The 16,202-nt window shown below is 62.9% G+C and carries 17 protein-coding genes; 5 read left to right on the top strand and 12 right to left on the bottom strand.

The genetic code is table 11. The features are described 5' to 3' along the window. Window positions 1-177: 177 nt before the first annotated feature. From Q6A48_RS14195 to Q6A48_RS14175, 5 genes are all read right to left on the bottom strand, one after another. Window positions 178-987, bottom strand: coding sequence for an OmpA family protein (locus tag Q6A48_RS14195; RefSeq protein WP_304554736.1), 810 nt, complete (start codon window positions 985-987; stop codon window positions 178-180). Further along, on the bottom strand, window positions 984-1,343 hold the full coding sequence (locus Q6A48_RS14190) for a DUF4398 domain-containing protein (RefSeq protein WP_042732091.1): 360 nt from the start codon (window positions 1,341-1,343) through the stop codon (window positions 984-986). Before Q6A48_RS14190 ends, Q6A48_RS14195 begins: the two co-directional genes overlap by 4 nt. Before the next feature lie 9 nt (window positions 1,344-1,352). Beyond that, a complete protein-coding gene (locus Q6A48_RS14185) occupies window positions 1,353-2,177 on the bottom strand; it encodes a substrate-binding periplasmic protein (protein ID WP_304554735.1) in 825 nt (274 codons plus the stop codon). Between the two features lie 119 nt (window positions 2,178-2,296). Beyond that, complete coding sequence (locus tag Q6A48_RS14180) at window positions 2,297-3,226, bottom strand: electron transfer flavoprotein subunit alpha/FixB family protein (protein ID WP_304554734.1); 930 nt, start codon at window positions 3,224-3,226, stop codon at window positions 2,297-2,299. Window positions 3,227-3,228: 2 nt separating this feature from the next. Beyond that, entirely contained in the window at window positions 3,229-3,978 is a 750-nt protein-coding gene (locus tag Q6A48_RS14175; protein WP_028620627.1) for an electron transfer flavoprotein subunit beta/FixA family protein, read from the bottom strand. A 543-nt stretch (window positions 3,979-4,521) separates the two neighbouring features. On the opposite strand from Q6A48_RS14175, the gene Q6A48_RS14170 reads away from it, so the two are divergent. After that, on the top strand, window positions 4,522-6,186 hold the full coding sequence (locus Q6A48_RS14170) for an electron transfer flavoprotein-ubiquinone oxidoreductase (RefSeq protein ID WP_304554733.1): 1,665 nt from the start codon (window positions 4,522-4,524) through the stop codon (window positions 6,184-6,186). A 184-nt stretch (window positions 6,187-6,370) separates the two neighbouring features. Here Q6A48_RS14170 and Q6A48_RS14165 read toward each other — a convergent pair whose 3' ends face one another. Then, a complete protein-coding gene (locus Q6A48_RS14165) occupies window positions 6,371-7,261 on the bottom strand; it encodes an AraC family transcriptional regulator (protein ID WP_304554732.1) in 891 nt (296 codons plus the stop codon). 177 nt (window positions 7,262-7,438) lie between these two features. Here Q6A48_RS14165 and Q6A48_RS14160 point away from each other — a divergent pair, with 177 nt between their 5' ends. Further along, the gene (locus Q6A48_RS14160; protein ID WP_304554731.1) at window positions 7,439-8,491 is read left to right on the top strand and encodes an NAD(P)-dependent alcohol dehydrogenase; all 1,053 of its coding nucleotides are present in this window, start codon (window positions 7,439-7,441) and stop codon (window positions 8,489-8,491) included. 6 nt (window positions 8,492-8,497) lie between these two features. Here the strand turns inward: Q6A48_RS14160 and Q6A48_RS14155 are convergent, their stop codons facing one another. The 5 genes from Q6A48_RS14155 to Q6A48_RS14135 form a co-directional block, all read right to left on the bottom strand. Further along, on the bottom strand, window positions 8,498-9,301 hold the full coding sequence (locus Q6A48_RS14155) for an IclR family transcriptional regulator (protein WP_304554730.1): 804 nt from the start codon (window positions 9,299-9,301) through the stop codon (window positions 8,498-8,500). Between the two features lie 58 nt (window positions 9,302-9,359). Continuing rightward, window positions 9,360-10,670 (bottom strand): MFS transporter, encoded by a 1,311-nt coding sequence (locus Q6A48_RS14150; RefSeq protein ID WP_304554729.1) that lies wholly within the window; start codon window positions 10,668-10,670, stop codon window positions 9,360-9,362. Between the two features lie 178 nt (window positions 10,671-10,848). Next, window positions 10,849-11,997, bottom strand: coding sequence for a galactonate dehydratase (gene dgoD, locus Q6A48_RS14145; RefSeq protein ID WP_304554728.1), 1,149 nt, complete (start codon window positions 11,995-11,997; stop codon window positions 10,849-10,851). 49 nt (window positions 11,998-12,046) lie between these two features. Further along, the gene (locus Q6A48_RS14140) at window positions 12,047-12,667 is read right to left on the bottom strand and encodes a 2-dehydro-3-deoxy-6-phosphogalactonate aldolase (protein WP_304554727.1); all 621 of its coding nucleotides are present in this window, start codon (window positions 12,665-12,667) and stop codon (window positions 12,047-12,049) included. Window positions 12,668-12,687: 20 nt separating this feature from the next. After that, complete coding sequence (locus Q6A48_RS14135) at window positions 12,688-13,671, bottom strand: 2-dehydro-3-deoxygalactonokinase (protein ID WP_304554726.1); 984 nt, start codon at window positions 13,669-13,671, stop codon at window positions 12,688-12,690. A gap of 188 nt (window positions 13,672-13,859) precedes the next feature. On the opposite strand from Q6A48_RS14135, the gene Q6A48_RS14130 reads away from it, so the two are divergent. Beyond that, window positions 13,860-14,492 carry a glutathione S-transferase family protein gene (locus Q6A48_RS14130; RefSeq protein ID WP_304554725.1) on the top strand — a complete coding sequence of 211 codons (633 nt, stop codon included), beginning with the start codon at window positions 13,860-13,862 and terminating at the stop codon, window positions 14,490-14,492. Between the two features lie 2 nt (window positions 14,493-14,494). On the opposite strand, the gene Q6A48_RS14125 is transcribed toward Q6A48_RS14130, so the two are convergent. Further along, entirely contained in the window at window positions 14,495-14,977 is a 483-nt protein-coding gene (locus Q6A48_RS14125; RefSeq protein WP_018613598.1) for a GNAT family N-acetyltransferase, read from the bottom strand. A gap of 189 nt (window positions 14,978-15,166) precedes the next feature. On the opposite strand from Q6A48_RS14125, the gene Q6A48_RS14120 reads away from it, so the two are divergent. After that, window positions 15,167-15,514 carry a hypothetical protein gene (locus Q6A48_RS14120; RefSeq protein ID WP_304554724.1) on the top strand — a complete coding sequence of 116 codons (348 nt, stop codon included), beginning with the start codon at window positions 15,167-15,169 and terminating at the stop codon, window positions 15,512-15,514. 32 nt (window positions 15,515-15,546) lie between these two features. Further along, window positions 15,547-15,927, top strand: coding sequence for a Rho termination factor N-terminal domain-containing protein (locus Q6A48_RS14115; RefSeq protein WP_304554723.1), 381 nt, complete (start codon window positions 15,547-15,549; stop codon window positions 15,925-15,927). Window positions 15,928-16,202: the final 275 nt, after the last annotated feature.

Genomic DNA, 16,202 nt, shown 5'->3' with positions numbered 1-16,202 from the left:
AAAAAGGAAGGAAAGTATTAATATCGCGCATAAGAACGCCGGTTTGTTAGATGTGTTTGCTCGCACGAACATCATCAACCAAATCGGCGTTCTTGTTTCTGTGTTTCCCGGGATTCCGTGAAGAACCAAAAAAAAACCCGGCACCTTCAAGGGCCGGGTTTTCCACTGACGCCGCCCTCAGCGGGCGGCGCCGAGCTGGCCCTTATCGTCGGAAAACACGATCTCGACGCGGCGGTTCTGGGCCCGGCCACGCTCGGTGGCATTGACGTCCACCGGGTAGTCGTCACCGTAGCCTTCGACCTCGATGCGCTTTTCGTCGATGCCCAGGTCCACCAGCACATCCGCCACTGCCTGCGCACGGTCGCGGGACAGTTTGAGGTTTTCCTGGCGGCCACCGGTGCTGTCGGTGTAGCCCTCGATGCGCACCACGCGCTTGGGGTTGAGCTGCAGGAACTGGACGATCTTGAGCACGACCCGATTGGCCGAATTCTTCAACTCCGCTTCGCCGGTGTCGAACAGCACATCGCCCAGCGTCATCACCAGGCCGCGATCGGTCTGGGTAGTGGCCATCGCCATGATCTGTTCTTCAAGCCACTTGCCCTGTTGCTGCACGCTGAGCAACTTGGATTCGCGCAGGGCCAATTGCAGGCGCTGGCGCTCCAGTTCGAGCTTCGCCGCACGCTCTTCATTGAGCACCTGGTTGCTGTGCTCCCGGGCGATCGCGCTGTAGCGCTGGCTCAGGTACGCGTAGTGCTGCACGTCTTCCCCGCTGCCCCAGTAGGTGGACAAGCGATCGGCACGGGCCAGGGATTCGCCGGCGCGAATCACATCCCTGGGCGCGGCACGCAGCACGTTGGCGTCTTCCTTGACCTTCTGGAAATCGGCGCTGGCCTGGTCGAGCGCGGCTTCGCTGCGCTGGCCGGCACAGCCATACAGGCTTGCCAGGCCGGCCAGGACCAGGCCGCCGAGGGCGTGGGAGGACTTCATTGGGCATCCTCCCGCAGCTGTTTGCGCAAGCGCTTGATGCGTGTGTCGAGCACGTTCAGTTGCTCCTGGCTCTTGAGGGTCAGCACCTTCGCTTCAGCCAGGCGCGCATCCAGTTCAGCCTGTTCGGCACGCATGCGCGCCTTCTTGTAGGATTCGTCGGCCATGTTGGATTTGGCCCGGGCGAACTTTTCTTCAGCCAGTTTCAACTCCGGCACTTCGTCGGCATTGGCACCCACGGCCCGGGCTTGCTCCAGGGCCTGTTCGGTCAGGCGGATCTGTTCATTCGGCGCCGGATCGGCTGCGCAGCCCGCCAGAGCCAGGACGGCCAGGGCAGCGAAAAGAGGTCGAATAGTCACTAATATTCCCTACTGTTTTGGAGCACTGGCAGGCGTCTGCAACTGTGTGTTCCAGCGCTCCAGATTGCGTTGCAACACAGCCTCCGCCAGGCCGGACGCGGACAATTCTGTCATCTTTTGCGCCAGCTGTCCGCGTAACCATGGATCATTGCAGGCGGAGTTATGGGAAACCGCGAGGAACAGGCCAGGCTGGTCCACCGGTTGCGGCGCGGCCTGCAGGTCCTTCGCCATCCCCAGCGTCTGCGCCATCGCCAGGCCCGAATAGCGTCCCGCGAGGACATATTCCACCTCCCCCAACAACAATTTCTGAAAGGCCTGGGTCAGGTTTGGCGTGCGGGTCAGGGACAATTTCTGCTCTGCGAAAACGCCAAATTCCGCGGTCATGCGAGACTTTTCAGACAAGGCCCCCGAATGCCCGTGAAGGTCCTCGGCGCCGTTGACCACCAGCGTCGAGTCCTTGCGGGTCCAAACCAGGTAATCGTTCTGCAGCAACGGCGGATGGACGTAGTCCAGGGCTTCGAGCCCCGCCGTGGTCAGTGGCGCATCCGTGAGCAAATCCATGCGCCCACTGCGCACTTCGTCCAGCGCCTGGGCGCGCTTGCCGGCGTAGAGCAACTCGATCTTGATCCCCAGCTCCGTCGCCACCTGTGCCAGCAGGTCGGCGCCGGCGCCAATCAGGTGCTTGGGATCCTGAGGGTCTTGCCACAGATAAGGCGGCGCATCCGGACTGCCGGTGGCGATCAGTCGTTCACATTTGCCGGCAGCGAGCGTCAGCCCCGGGCCAACCGCCAGCAGCCCCGACAACGACCAACCAGCCAAACGGCGAAGATCCATGGCGATGCGCTCCCCTTGAAAAAATGCAGACAATAAAAAGCCCGGCCAGGGCTAATATCAGTCGCTTGACCGACTGGCATTAGCCCAAAACCGGGCTCTTTATAAGTGAAGACGCCGGATTAGACCAGCTTCTCCAGCTCGGGGACGGCTTCGAACAGGTCTGCCACCAGGCCGTAATCGGCCACCTGGAAGATCGGTGCTTCTTCGTCCTTGTTGATCGCGACGATCACCTTGGAGTCCTTCATGCCCGCCAGGTGCTGGATCGCGCCGGAGATACCGACGGCGATGTACAGCTGTGGCGCGACGATCTTGCCGGTCTGGCCGACCTGCATGTCGTTAGGCACGAAGCCGGCGTCGACCGCGGCGCGGGAAGCACCGACGGCAGCGCCCAGCTTGTCGGCCAGGGCGTACAGGTGCTTGAAGTTGTCGCCGTTCTGCATGCCGCGGCCGCCGGAAACGACGATCTTGGCAGCGGTCAGCTCTGGACGATCGGACTTGGCCAGCTCTTCGTTGACGAAGCTGGAGATGCCGGCGTCGTGGGCAGCACCTACGGCTTCGACAGCGGCCGAGCCACCTTCGGCGGCAACCGGGTCGAAACCGGTGGCGCGAACGGTGATGACCTTGATCGCAGCGCTCGATTGCACGGTGGCAATGGCGTTACCGGCGTAGATCGGACGCTTGAAGGTATCAGCGCTTTCCACCGAGATGATCTCGGAGATCTGGTCGACATCCAGGGCGGCGGCCACGCGCGGCAGGATGTTCTTGCCGTTGGACGTGGCGGCGGCCAGGATGTGGCTGTAGCCCTTGCCCAGCTCGGCCACCAGCGGTGCGACGTTTTCCGGCAACTGGTGCGCGTAGGCGGCGTTGTCGGCCGACAGCACCTTTGCCACGCCCGCGATTTTCGCAGCGGCTTCGGCCACGGCGCCAGCGCCTTGACCCGCCACCAGGACGTGGACGTCGCCACCGATTTTGGCAGCGGCAGCAACGGTGTTCAGCGTGGCCGGGGCCAGCGCCTTGTTATCGTGTTCGGCGATTACCAAGATAGTCATGTTCAGATTACCTTCGCTTCGTTTTTCAGTTTCTCGACCAGTTCAGCCACCGACTTGACCTTGATGCCCGCGCTGCGTGCAGCCGGCGCTTCGACTTTCACGGTCTTGTTGGTGGAGGCGGTGGAAACGCCCAAAGCGTCAGGCGTCAGCACTTCAAGCGGCTTCTTCTTCGCTTTCATGATGTTTGGCAGGGACGCATAGCGCGGCTCGTTCAAACGCAGGTCGGTGGTGACGATGGCCGGCAGCTTCAAGGAAACGGTCTGCGCGCCGCCATCGATTTCACGGGTCACGGCAACGCTGTCGCCGCTGACTTCGACCTTGGACGCGAACGTGCCCTGGCCGTAGCCGCTCAATGCAGCGAGCATCTGGCCGGTCTGGTTGTTGTCGCTGTCGATGGCTTGTTTGCCGAGGATCACCAGCTGGGGCTGTTCCTTGTCGACAACGGCCTTGAGCAGCTTGGCCACGGCCAGGGAGGTCAGGTCTTCGGCGGATTCGACGAGGATGGCGCGATCGGCACCCAGTGCCAGCGCAGTGCGCAGTTGCTCCTGGGCGGTGGTCGGGCCGATGGAGACAACGACGATCTCAGTCGCCACGCCTTTTTCCTTCAGGCGCACGGCTTCTTCTACGGCGATTTCGCAGAAGGGGTTCATCGACATCTTGACGTTGGCGAGGTCGACGCCGGAGTTGTCCGCCTTGACGCGAACCTTGACGTTATAGTCGACCACTCGTTTGACAGCTACAAGAACCTTCATGGATTCCTCGTTACTCTCCGGTGAAAAGAAAGTCGCCTAGGCGAACCTGGCGGTTGATGCTCATGGGCGCAAGGGCACCTCTAAAAACGCCGGCATGAACCACACATGACCCTGCTCACGGGAGTGAAGACCACTGGTCGGCGAGACCGATGAGTCATTCAATATCGCGGCGTGTAAACTGCGCATCCGAGCCACGCAATACGTCACTTCGTGCTGCCTTCGCCCTGTCTTTAGAGGTGCTCTTGAAACCAACAGTCAGCCTACGGCGAGCGCAAAACCGCCCGTATCTTGACCGGAACGCCTATTCCGGTCAATACGGCAAAATGGCCAGTCATAAGCCGTACGTCAGTGATTTATCTGGGCTGCGGCAATTTCAAACAAACGTTTGTATTGGACCCTGAGAGTGGTGTAGATATAATGCGCCACCAAGAGAGACCCGCGTCTCATCCCTTGTCGCTTTCGTCGATTTCGCGAAGGAAACAACGGATGCAACGCCCAACCTCCAATTAGAAAACACCGTGAGCCTTGAGTAGGAGATAGCCTGTGGAACGCGAATACATGGAATTCGACGTGGTCATCGTCGGTGCCGGCCCCGCTGGCCTGTCTGCCGCTTGCCGACTGAAACAGAAGGCCGCCGAAGCCGGTAAGGAAATCAGCGTCTGCGTGGTCGAAAAAGGCTCCGAAGTCGGTGCGCACATTCTCTCCGGCGCGGTGTTCGAACCCCGTGCCCTGAACGAACTGTTCCCGGACTGGAAGGAATTGGGCGCGCCGCTCAATACCCCGGTCAAGGGCGATGACATTTATGTCCTGAAGAGCGCCGACAGTGCGAGCAAAGTCCCTGGCTTCTTCGTGCCCAAGACCATGCACAACGAAGGCAACTATATTATTTCCCTGGGCAACCTGTGCCGCTGGCTGGCCCAGCAGGCCGAGAACCTGGGCGTGGAAATCTACCCCGGCTTCGCCGCCCAGGAAGCGTTGTTCGACGAGAACGGCGTGGTCCGCGGGATCATCACCGGCGACCTGGGCGTCGACCGTGAAGGCCATCCGAAAGAGGGCCTCTACACCCCCGGCATGGAATTGCGCGGCAAGTACACGCTGTTCGCCGAAGGCTGCCGTGGCCACATCGGCAAGCAACTGATCAAGCGCTTCAACCTCGACAGCGAGGCCGATGCCCAGCATTACGGCATCGGCTTGAAGGAAATCTGGGAAATCGACCCGGCCAAGCACCAACCGGGCCTGGTCGTACACACCGCCGGCTGGCCGCTGGACATCATGGGCACCGAGAACACCGGCGGTTCCTTCCTCTACCATCTGGAAAACAACCAGGTGGTGGTCGGCCTGATCGTCGACTTGTCCTACAGCAACACCTACCTGTCGCCCTTCGACGAATTCCAGCGCCTCAAGCACCACCCGGTGCTCAAGCAATACCTGGAAGGTGGCAAGCGCGTCAGCTACGGCGCCCGCGCCATCTGCAAGGGCGGCCTGAACTCGCTGCCGAAAATGGTCTTCAAGGGCGGCGCCCTGATCGGCTGCGACCTCGGCACCTTGAACTTCGCCAAGATCAAGGGCAGCCACACGGCCATGAAGTCCGGCATGCTCGCCGCCGAGGCCGTGGCCGATCGCCTGTTCGCCGAATCCGAAGGCGGCGACGAACTGACCGCCTACGTCGACAACTTCAAGAACAGCTGGCTGTACGAAGAGCTGTTCGCCAGCCGCAACTTCGGCGCGGCGATCCACAAGTACGGCGCGATCATCGGCGGCGGCTTCAACTGGCTCGACCAGAACATCTTCGGCGGCAAGCTGCCGTTCACCCTGCATGACAACAAGCCTGACTACGCTTGCCTGAAGCTGGCGGCCGATTGCAAGAAGATCGACTACCCGAAACCGGACGGCAAGCTCAGCTTCGACAAACTCAGCTCGGTGTTCATCTCCGGTACCAACCATGAAGAAGAACAGCCTTGCCACCTGAAGCTGACCGACCCGAGCATCCCGCTGGGCAAGAACCTGCCGCTGTACGACGAACCGGCCCAGCGCTACTGCCCGGCCGGCGTCTATGAAGTGGTGACCAAGGAAGACGGCGAGAAACGCTTCCAGATCAACGCCCAGAACTGCGTTCACTGCAAGACGTGCGACATCAAGGACCCTGCCCAGAACATCACCTGGGTGACCCCGGAAGGCGCTGGCGGACCGACTTACCCGAACATGTAAGCCGACGCCCTGAACATCGAGGCTCCCGCAACGGGGGCCTTTTTGTTGCCTACATTTCAAGGCATGCCACAGTCCAAATGTGGGAGCGAGCTTGCTCGCGATAGCGGTTTTTCATTCAATACAGATGTCGACTGACACACCGCTATCGCGAGCAAGCTCGCTCCCACAGGGCGACATCAGTGAATCAAGCGACGCGCTCTTCCCCAGGGCTGCGATCGAAGTAGCGCTTGTACTCCCGGCTGAACTGCGACGGGCTCTGGTACCCCACCTCATGGGCGACCTGGGCCACCCCCATGCCTTCGATGAGCAGCAGCCGCTGGGCCTTGAGCAATCGCAGTCGCTTGAGGTACTGCACGGGCGACAGCAACGTGCTGCGCTTGAAATGTTCATGGAAAGTCGAGGCGCTCATGTTGGCGCAACTGGCCAGGGTCTCGACGTTCAGCGGCTCGGTGAAGTGCGCGTGCAGGTGGCTCAGGGACGCGGCGATCCGGGCAAACTGCCCCTGCTGCTCCACCAGCGCGCGCAGGACATCGGCCTGCGGCCCGCGCAGGGCGACGAACAGCAACTCCCGCAACCGCGCCTGGCCCATGACCTGGCATTCCAATGGGTCGTGCAAACAGCGCAACAGACGTTCGACGCACCCACGCATGGCGTCGTCGAGCACTGCGCAGGTCATGGATTCCGGCGTCTGCGGCGGCAGGTTGCGCCCCGGCACCAGCCCCATGGCCAGCACCAGTTCCCCGAGCATCACCCGATCGATCGCCACGGAAACCCCGAGCAACGGAGCATTGGGCAAAGCGTAGGTTTCGCATTCGAACGGCACCGGCAACGCCTGGATCAGGTAATTGCCGGCACCGTACTCCAGCGTGCGCGGCCCCAGGTACGCCAGTTTGCTGCCCTGGGCGATGATCACCAGGCTGGGCTCGTAGAGCTGCGGGCCCCGGGCGACGTCCTGGCTGGCTCGGAGCGCCGCTACGCCAGGCAGTCGCGTGGGCACGAAACCGTCGCGGGTCGCCAGGGGTTCTATCAGCGAGACCAGGGTGGCGTTGGCATCAACATGACGGGTCAGCAACATGGGAAAACTTCACGGAAAAAGGGATGGGAGCATCATCGCAGGTCTGGCAAAGCATAGGATCAAAGCGCGGCCAATGTCGGAGGATTAGGCATGAGACGCGTAGGAATCGCCATCGTCGCCTGTCGTCCAGACTCCCACAATGGTCCCCTCACCGTTCAATGCTCAGCGAGGTCCATCATGTACACAGCCATCGGCTACGCCGCCCAATCGCCTACCACCCCCCTCGCCCCAATGAAATTCGAACGCCGCAGCCCTCGGGCCGACGACGTGGCGATCGAGATTCTCTACTGTGGCGTCTGCCATTCCGACATCCACCAGGCTCGCAACGAATGGGGCATCGCCGTCTACCCGTTGATGCCCGGCCACGAAATCGTCGGCAAGGTGACGGCCGTCGGTGCGGAAGTGACCCGCTACAAGGTCGGCGACCTGGTCGGCGTCGGCTGCATGGTCGATTCCTGCCGCGAGTGCGAAGCGTGCCGTGCGGATCTGGAACAATACTGCTACGAAGGCATGACCCAGACCTACGCCAGCCCGGACCGTATCAGCGGCGGCCATACCATGGGCGGCTATTCCAACAGCATCGTGGTCAGCGAACACTTCGTGCTGCGCATTCCGGAAACCCTCGACCCGGCCAGCGCCGCGCCGCTCCTGTGCGCCGGCATTACCACCTACTCGCCCCTCAAGCACTACGGCGTGAAGGCCGGCGACAAGGTCGGCGTGCTGGGCATGGGTGGCCTCGGCCACATGGGTATCAAGTTCGCCAAGGCCATGGGCGCCGAAGTGACGGTGTTCACCCGCTCGGCCAGCAAGGCCGAAGAAGCCCGCCGCCAGGGCGCGGACCATGTGATCGTCTCCACCGACGCCGAACAGATGAGCGCCGCGGCCGGGCGCTTCCACTTCCTGCTGGACACCATCCCGGTGCAGCACGACCTCAACCCCTACCTCGCCACCCTGCGTTTCGACGGCGTGCATATCCTGGTGGGCCTGGTCGAGCCGATCGATCCGCCGGTCCATGCGGCCAACCTGATCATGGGCCGTCGCGTCCTGGCCGGCTCGCTGATCGGCGGCATTGCCGAAACCCAGGAAGTGCTGGAGTTCTGTGCCGAACACAACATCAGCTGCGACATTGAAATGCTCGACATCCGCCAGATCAACGAGGCCTACAGCCGCATGATCGCCGGGGATGTGAAATATCGCTTCGTCATCGACATGGCCACGCTCAAGGCCTGACGCCCGTCAGACCTTGGCGCCCAGCTCCGCCGACAGCCGGGCTGTGACCCCTTTGACCAGGGGAATCAGCTCGGCCATCTTTTCCAGGGGCATGTACGGCACGGTACTGGCGATGCTGATACCGGCGACAATCCGCTTGCCGGCATCGCGAATCGGCGCCGCCACGCAGCGAATCGACGGTTCGTTGTCTTCCAGGTCGAACGCATAGCCCCCCGCCACGTATTCCAGCATCCGTTGCTGGAACTGCTCCCAGGATTGCTCCTGATGCTGAGGCCAGAACTGATTCTTCCCACCCGCCGGCAGGCTGATTTCATACAAGCGCTGCCACGTTTCCGGGCTATCGTCGAGCATCAACGCCTTGCCGATCCCGGTGCGCGCCAAGGGCATGCGATGGCCCACGCGCGAACGCATTTCCGGGCCATTGCGCCCTGGGTTCTTCAACAGGTAAAGGACTTCGTCGCCTTCGCGAATCGCCAGGTGCACGGTGTCCCCGGTGAGCGCCGACAGTTCGTCCAGGTACGGCCCCGCCAGGTTCACCAGCGGCAATTCCTCCCGGGCCTGGAAACCCAGCTCGATCAACTTCGGCCCGAGCAGGTAACCCACTTGCGGGACCACCCGCAGGTAACGCTCATCCACCAGGCAACTGGCGAGGCGATGGGTGGTGCTGCGGGTGGTGCCGATCAGCCGGGCGATTTCCTTCAGGTCACGGGCGCCACTGGCGACCGCCTGGACCACGCCCAGGCCACGCAGCAGGGTCTGGGTGCCCGTAGGCGCCGCGTCCTTGGTGGTTTTTGGATCGTCTTGCTGCATAGCCGGCCTTCAACAGTGAGCGGGAACGGGCGGCATTATGGTCGCCCGCCCCGTCGGACTACAACTCGATGCGCTCGACCTTCCCGACCAGCAGGATGTAGGACAGCGCGCCAACCAACGCCAGCACGGCGATGTAGGTGATGGCCGGGGCGAACGAATCGCCACTGGCCAGGAAGCCGATGACGATCGGCGTGGCGATGGCCGCCAGGTTGCCGATGAAATTGAACACCCCGCCCGTCAGCCCGAGCAAGCGCGCCGGCGCCAGGGTGGACACCAGCGACCAGGTGATCGACGCCAGGCCATTGCCGAAGAACGCCAGCGCCAGGAAAGCGATCACCAGCGGCGTCGACTCGACGAAGTTGGCGCCGATGATCGCGGTGGAGATCAGCAACCCGCCAATGATCGGCAATTTGCGCGCGAACCCTACGGTGGCACCGCGCCGGATCAGCCAGTCGGAGAAGAACCCGGAACACAGCACGCCGACGAACGCGGCCAGGAACGGCAACGACGCCAACAGGCCGGACTTGATGAAGTCCATTCCGCGATATTTCACCAGGTAGGTCGGAAACCAGGTCAGGAAGAACCACAGCGTCGAGTTGAGGCAGAACTGCCCCAGGTAGATGCCCCACAGCTTGCGCTGGGTCAGGACGATGCCGAGATCGGTCCAGCTGAATGTCGCCTTCACTTTGGCGGCCTCGGCCTGGATGTCCACCAGCCCGCCGCCCTCGCGGATCAGTTCGATCTCGGCGGCATTGGCGCCCTTGAAATCCCGTGGTTCGCGATACACCGCGTACCAGATCGCCGCCCAGGCAATGCCCACCGCACCGGTCACCACGAACACCATGTGCCAACCGAAGGCGTGTTGCAGCCACGCCAGCACCGGCGTCAGGAACGCCAGCCCGACGAACTGCCCGGAGGTGTAGAAACCGATGGCCGTGGCGCGCTCCCGTTCAGGGAACCAGGTGGTGACCACGCGACTGTTGATCGGGTACGCCGGCGCTTCCAGGGCACCGACCGCCATGCGCAGCACGAACAAGGCGATGAAGCTGGCGGCGAAACCGAGCATCACCGTCGCCGCCGACCACAGCAGCAACGCCACGCTGTACAGGATGCGCGGCGGCACGCGGTCCACCAGCCAACCGCCGGGAATCTGCATGGCCGCGTAGGTCCAGCCGAACGCCGAGAAAATCAGCCCGACATGAATCGGGTCGATGCCCAGTTCACTGGTCAGCGCAGGCGCGGCGATCGACAGGTTGCTGCGGTCCAGGTAATTGATCACCACGGTGATGAACAGCAGGACCATGATGAAAAAACGCTTGCGAGTGGGCGTCACCAACGACGCCTGCGCGCTCAGGGTGTGCGCTTGCATGTGAGGTGCCTCTTTTTATATTTGTCGAATACGGCAAGGATTGAGCAAGACCCTGTGGGAGCAAGGCTTGCCCGCGATGCAGACGATGCGTATTCCAGTCGGACCGCGTTATCGTTCATCGCGGGCAAGCCTTGCTCCCACAAAACTCCTTTGCTCCTACGCAGTGACTAGGCGTGACTCACCACTCGGCAAAACTGCCATCGGCATGGCGCCAGATCGGGTTGCGCCAGCGGTGGCCGATGGCCGCGCGCTCGATGACGTACTCTTCGTTGATCTCGATGCCCAGGCCCGGGCCGTTGGGGATCTTCACGAAGCCCTGGTCGTAGTCGAACACCCGCGGGTCCTTGATGTAGTCCAGCAGGTCGTTGCTCTCGTTGTAGTGGATGCCCAGGCTCTGCTCCTGGATGAACGCGTTGTAGCAAGCGGCGTCCAGTTGCAGGCACGCCGCCAGGGCGATCGGCCCCAATGGGCAGTGCAGTGCCAGCGCCACGTCGTAGGCCTCGGCCATGTTGGCGATCTTGCGGGTCTCGGTGATGCCGCCGGCGTGGGACGCATCCGGCTGGATGATGTCGACGTAGCCCTCGCTGAGCACCCGCTTGAAATCCCAGCGGGAGAACAGCCGCTCGCCCAGGGCGATCGGGGTGCTGGTCAGCGGCGCCAGTTCCTTGAGCGCCTCGTAGTTTTCACTGAGCACGGGCTCTTCGATGAACATCAGCTTGTACGGATCCAGCTCCTTCATCAGCACCTTGGCCATCGGCTTGTGCACCCGGCCATGGAAGTCCACGCCGATGCCGACGTTCGGCCCGACCGCGTCGCGCACTGCGGCGACGTTGGCCAGGGCCAGGTCGACCTTCTCGAAGGTGTCGAGGAACTGCAGCTCTTCGGTGCCGTTCATCTTCACCGCGGTGAAGCCGCGTCCTACGGCTTCTTTCGCCGCCCGAGCGGTGTCCGCCGGACGGTCGCCGCCGATCCACGAATACACGCGGATCTTGTCGCGCACCTGGCCGCCCAGCAGGTCGCTGACCGACACCCCCAGGGCCTTGCCCTTGATGTCCCACAGCGCCTGGTCGATGCCGGCCAGGGCGCTCATGTGCACTGCGCCGCCGCGATAGAAGCCGCCGCGATAGAGCACGGTCCAGATGTCTTCGATATTGCGTGGGTCCTTGCCGATCAGGTAGTCGGACAATTCCTCGACGGCCGCCGCCACGGTGTGGGCACGGCCCTCGACCACGGGTTCGCCCCAACCGGTGACCCCCTCGTCGGTCTCGACCTTGAGGAAGCACCAGCGCGGCGGAACGATGTAAGTGGTCAACTGGGTGATTTTCATCTTGTTGTCTCTCTTGTCAGATGCAGCGCACGGGGCGCTGGAAAAGTCTTCAGTTCAAGGCATTCCACGCGGCCACGTAGGCCTTGGCGCGCACCGCCACTTCATCCGCGGTCAGGCCCGGTTTGAATAACCCGGAACCGAGGCCGAAGCCCTTGACGCCCGCCTCGACGAACGGCGTCATGTTGTCCGGCGTGATCCCGCCCACCGGCACCAGCACGGTCCCGGCCGGCAACACCGCGAGCCAGGCCTTGACCACCGCCGGGCCCATTTGCTCGGCGGGAAACATCTTCAGCACATGGGCGCCCTCGGCCAGCGCGGCGAAGGCTTCGGTCGGGGTGGCGACACCTGGCGACAGGTACAGCCCCGCCGCTTTCGCCGCCCGCAGGACCTTGGCATCGCTGTGGGGCATGACGATCACCTGGCCGCCGGCGGCTTTCACCTGCGTCACCTGTTCCGGCGTGAGCACGGTGCCGGCGCCGATCAGGCAATCGGCGGGCAAGGTCTCACGCAAGATGCGGATACTGTCGTACGGTTCGGGGGAATTGAGCGGCACCTCGATGACGCGAAATCCGGCGCTGTACAGGACTTCGCCGATGGCGGCCGCCTCCTCGGGACGCAGACCGCGCAGGATCGCGATCAGCCCGTTGTGCGCCAGTGCTTGTGTGAGCATGTCCAGACCTCCAGTCAGGGTTAACGCGATGCGGTGGAACCGAGCAGCCCGGCCGCCACGGCCAGTTGCCACAACCCACGTTCGGTGGCCTGTTCGGCCAGGGTCACCCGGGCAAAACCGCAGGCGTCGAGGGCCCGTTGATAACGGGCACAGAGTTGGGAATTGCCGATCAGCACCACCATTGGCAGATGGACGCTGTTGCGGCGCTGGCGCTGTACGGCGGCCAGGGCCGTCAGCTCATGACCGATCAACAGGCCCGAGAGATAGTCGGCCTGGGCACTGGCGCCGAGTTCACCGGTCAACCCCAGGCTGCGGGCGCTGAACACCGTGGACAACGGGCCGGCCTGGCCGTCCGCCGACAACGCCACCTGCACCCCGCGATCGAAGGCCACGCCATCGAACGCCGCGCCACGCTGCTGGGTGCGGCCGAGAATGCTGTGGTCGCTGAGCACGGCGAAGATCTCGCCAGTCATGAAGGTATCGAAATGCACGATGCAGCCCTCGGCCACTTCCACCCATTTCGAGTGGCTGCCCGGCAGGCCGATCAGCACGGCTTCGTCCGGCAGGCTGGGCAACGCGCCGAGCACCTGGGTTTCTTCGCCACGCATCACGTTCGGCAGCCGCGAACGCTGGATCACGCCCGGCACGATGTGCACATCGACACCACGAAGGCTGCGAATGACTTGTAGGGAATGTCCGAGATCGGCCACGTTGGCCGGCGTGTCGCAGTAAGGCGCTTCGCGCCAGCCCTGGGCGCTGCCCACCATGCCGCAGGCAATCACGGGCAGGCCTGGCTGGGCATCGAGCCAATCGCCACAGGCTTCGTCGAACGCCAGTTCGAAACCGTCGACACACACCTGGCCGGCAACGGTTCGCGGCCCAGCGGGCAATTGCATGATCCCCGACGACAGCGAGCGCTGGTCCAGCACTTCGCCTCCGGCGGCGAGTTTATAAGCCCGTAGTGAGGTGGTCCCCCAGTCGAGCGCGATCAATTGCGCCTGCATCCGCTTCACCTGTTCTGTTTTTTGGCAGTGAGTGAGGCGGACTATAAACCTGCGCGCAGAAGAATCTCAATATATAAATGACTCTCCCATATATTGGGACATATGCGATTCCCTACAAAGCTGATCGCCATTCATCCAAGACCCTGCTACGTTTTCTGCCGGACGCCAAACAACTCAGGGAAAAAGTGATGGGACAACTGCTGAAAATCCTCGGCCGCACTTCCTCGATCAACGTCAGAAAAGTGCTGTGGACTTGCCAGGAACTGGACATCGCCTACGAGCGGGAAGATTGGGGCATCGGCTTTGCCTCGACCCATGACCCGGCGTTCCTGGCCTTGAACCCCAATGCCCAGGTGCCCGTGATCATTGATGAGAATGGCGTGCTCTGGGAATCGAACACCATTTGCCGCTACTTGGTGGGCAAGCACGGGCGCCACGATCTGTTGCCCGTCGAACCTGCCGCGCGGGCACGTGTCGAGCAGTGGATGGACTGGCAAGCCACGGAGCTCAACCCATCCTGGGGCGATGCATTCTACGGACTGGTGCGCAAAGACCCGGATTGCCAGGATCCGCAACTCATTGCCGCTGGCGTCAAAGGCTGGAACGAGAAGATGGCTTTGCTGGAACAGCAGTTGAGCCGCACCGGGGCCTACGTGGCCGGTACGGCATTTTCCCTCGCGGACGTGCTCATCGGTCTGTCCGCTCACCGCTGGCGCCAGACGCCCATGGAGCGCCCGGATTATCCAGCGGTGGCCGCCTACTGCAAGCGCCTGGAACAGCGTCCCGGATTTGCCGAGTACGCATCCAGCGCGTACTCATGAGTTCAGTTGCCGTTGGCGAAATCCCGTAGCACCTTGCCGTCCATGCGGTAGCGCACCCATTCCTCCTGGGGCTGCGCGCCGAGGGACTTGTAGAACTCGATGGCCGGGGTGTTCCAGTCCAGGACACTCCATTCGAAACGACCGCAATCGTTGTCGCAGGCGATCTTCGCCAAGTGCCGCAACAGTGTCTTGCCCGCCCCGCCGCCGCGCTGGTCGGGGGTGATGTAGAGGTCTTCGAGGTACAGGCAATTGCTGCCCAGCCAAGTGGAGTAGCTGAAGAAAAACACCGCGAAACCGATCGGCACGCCATCGCGCAGGCAGATCAGCCCGTGGGCGGTCGCGCCTTCGCTGAACAGGCTGCGCTCGATGTCGGCCACACTGGCGATGACTTCGTGACGGGCCTTTTCGTAATCGGCCAGCTCGGTGATGAACGCAAGGATTTGAGGCGCATCGCTGGGTTGCGCGGGACGGATCTCGATCGACATGGACAGGCCTTGTAGCCAATTGAAAGCGCCATACTAAGCCGCTACGTCGCGCTCGTCACGGGTGGCATCCAGCTTCGCCGAGGCGGCCAGGCGGTTTTCCCGACACGCCATTCGTCGCCCCCCCGGCACCAACCTCGAACCGCCAAGGCCCAAGATCAGGCAAGCATTCAAAAAAATGGAGGCGACACCATGATCACTTCAAGGCTGACTGCATTGACCCTGGCCACGCTGCTGTCCTCGGCGGCATTCGCGGCGACCACTTCCGGCACCGGGCCGACCGACCCGGTGCAGGCGCCCAACTCTCCGGCCACCCAAGGCCTGCCCAAGTTGAACACCGACGGAACCGGCGGCGGCACCTTGAACAATGGTCAACCACCGGCGACCGGCACCGATCCGCGCGTACAGGGCAATGACACGGGTCGCCAGGGCGGGTTGAACACCCCGGACGCCACCGCCCCCGACAACGCCGGCACCGGCGTCGGCTCGAAAACCACCACCGGGGGCTCGGGGTCCGAAGGCGGCGGCGCCAGCCAGTAAGCGCTGTTCACACACTGGAGGAGGAAGGTCTCATGCCTCGAGGAAGCAAAGACAAGTACACCGCCGAGCAAAAGCGCAAGGCCGAGCACATCGAGGAAAGCTACGAGAAGAAAGGCGTGTCCGAAGATAAGGCCGAGGCCCGGGCCTGGGCGACGGTGAACAAGCAATCGGGTGGCGGCGAACGCGCCGGCGGTTCGGGCAAGGCCAAGCCGGCGGCGCAAAAGAAAACCGACCGCAAGGAATCCGCCCGCCGCGCCGCCCAGACCCGCGAAGGGCACCCCCGCACCAGCAAGGCCTCCCACCAGACGCAAACGGTGGACAGCCTGATGAAGGAAGCCCGGGCGAAAAACATCCCGGGCCGCTCGAAAATGCGCAAGCAGGAGCTGGTGGACGCATTGCGCAAGGCGGGATGACGCCATCGCGAGCAGGCTCGCTCCCACACTGGATGTGCGCTGCCCCCGAGGGGTGAGATCCAGCACAATCCTGTGGGAGCGAGCCTGCTCGCGAAAGCGGTGGGTCATCCAATGCAATGTTGAAGCTGACGACGCCTTCGCGGGCAAGCCCGCCCCCACCCTGGATGTGCGCTGCCCCCCGAAGGGTGAGATCCAGCACAGAACCTGTGGGAGCGAGCCTGCTCGCGAAAGCGGTGGGTCATCCAATGCAATGTTGAAGCTGACGACGCCTTCGC

Origin of the sequence: Pseudomonas citrullilanati (genome assembly GCF_030580855.1) — a bacterium.
Lineage (GTDB): Bacteria > Pseudomonadota > Gammaproteobacteria > Pseudomonadales > Pseudomonadaceae > Aquipseudomonas > Aquipseudomonas citrulli.
Note: the sequence above shows the minus strand (reverse complement) of the source record. Positions and strands in the feature narration are given on the sequence as shown.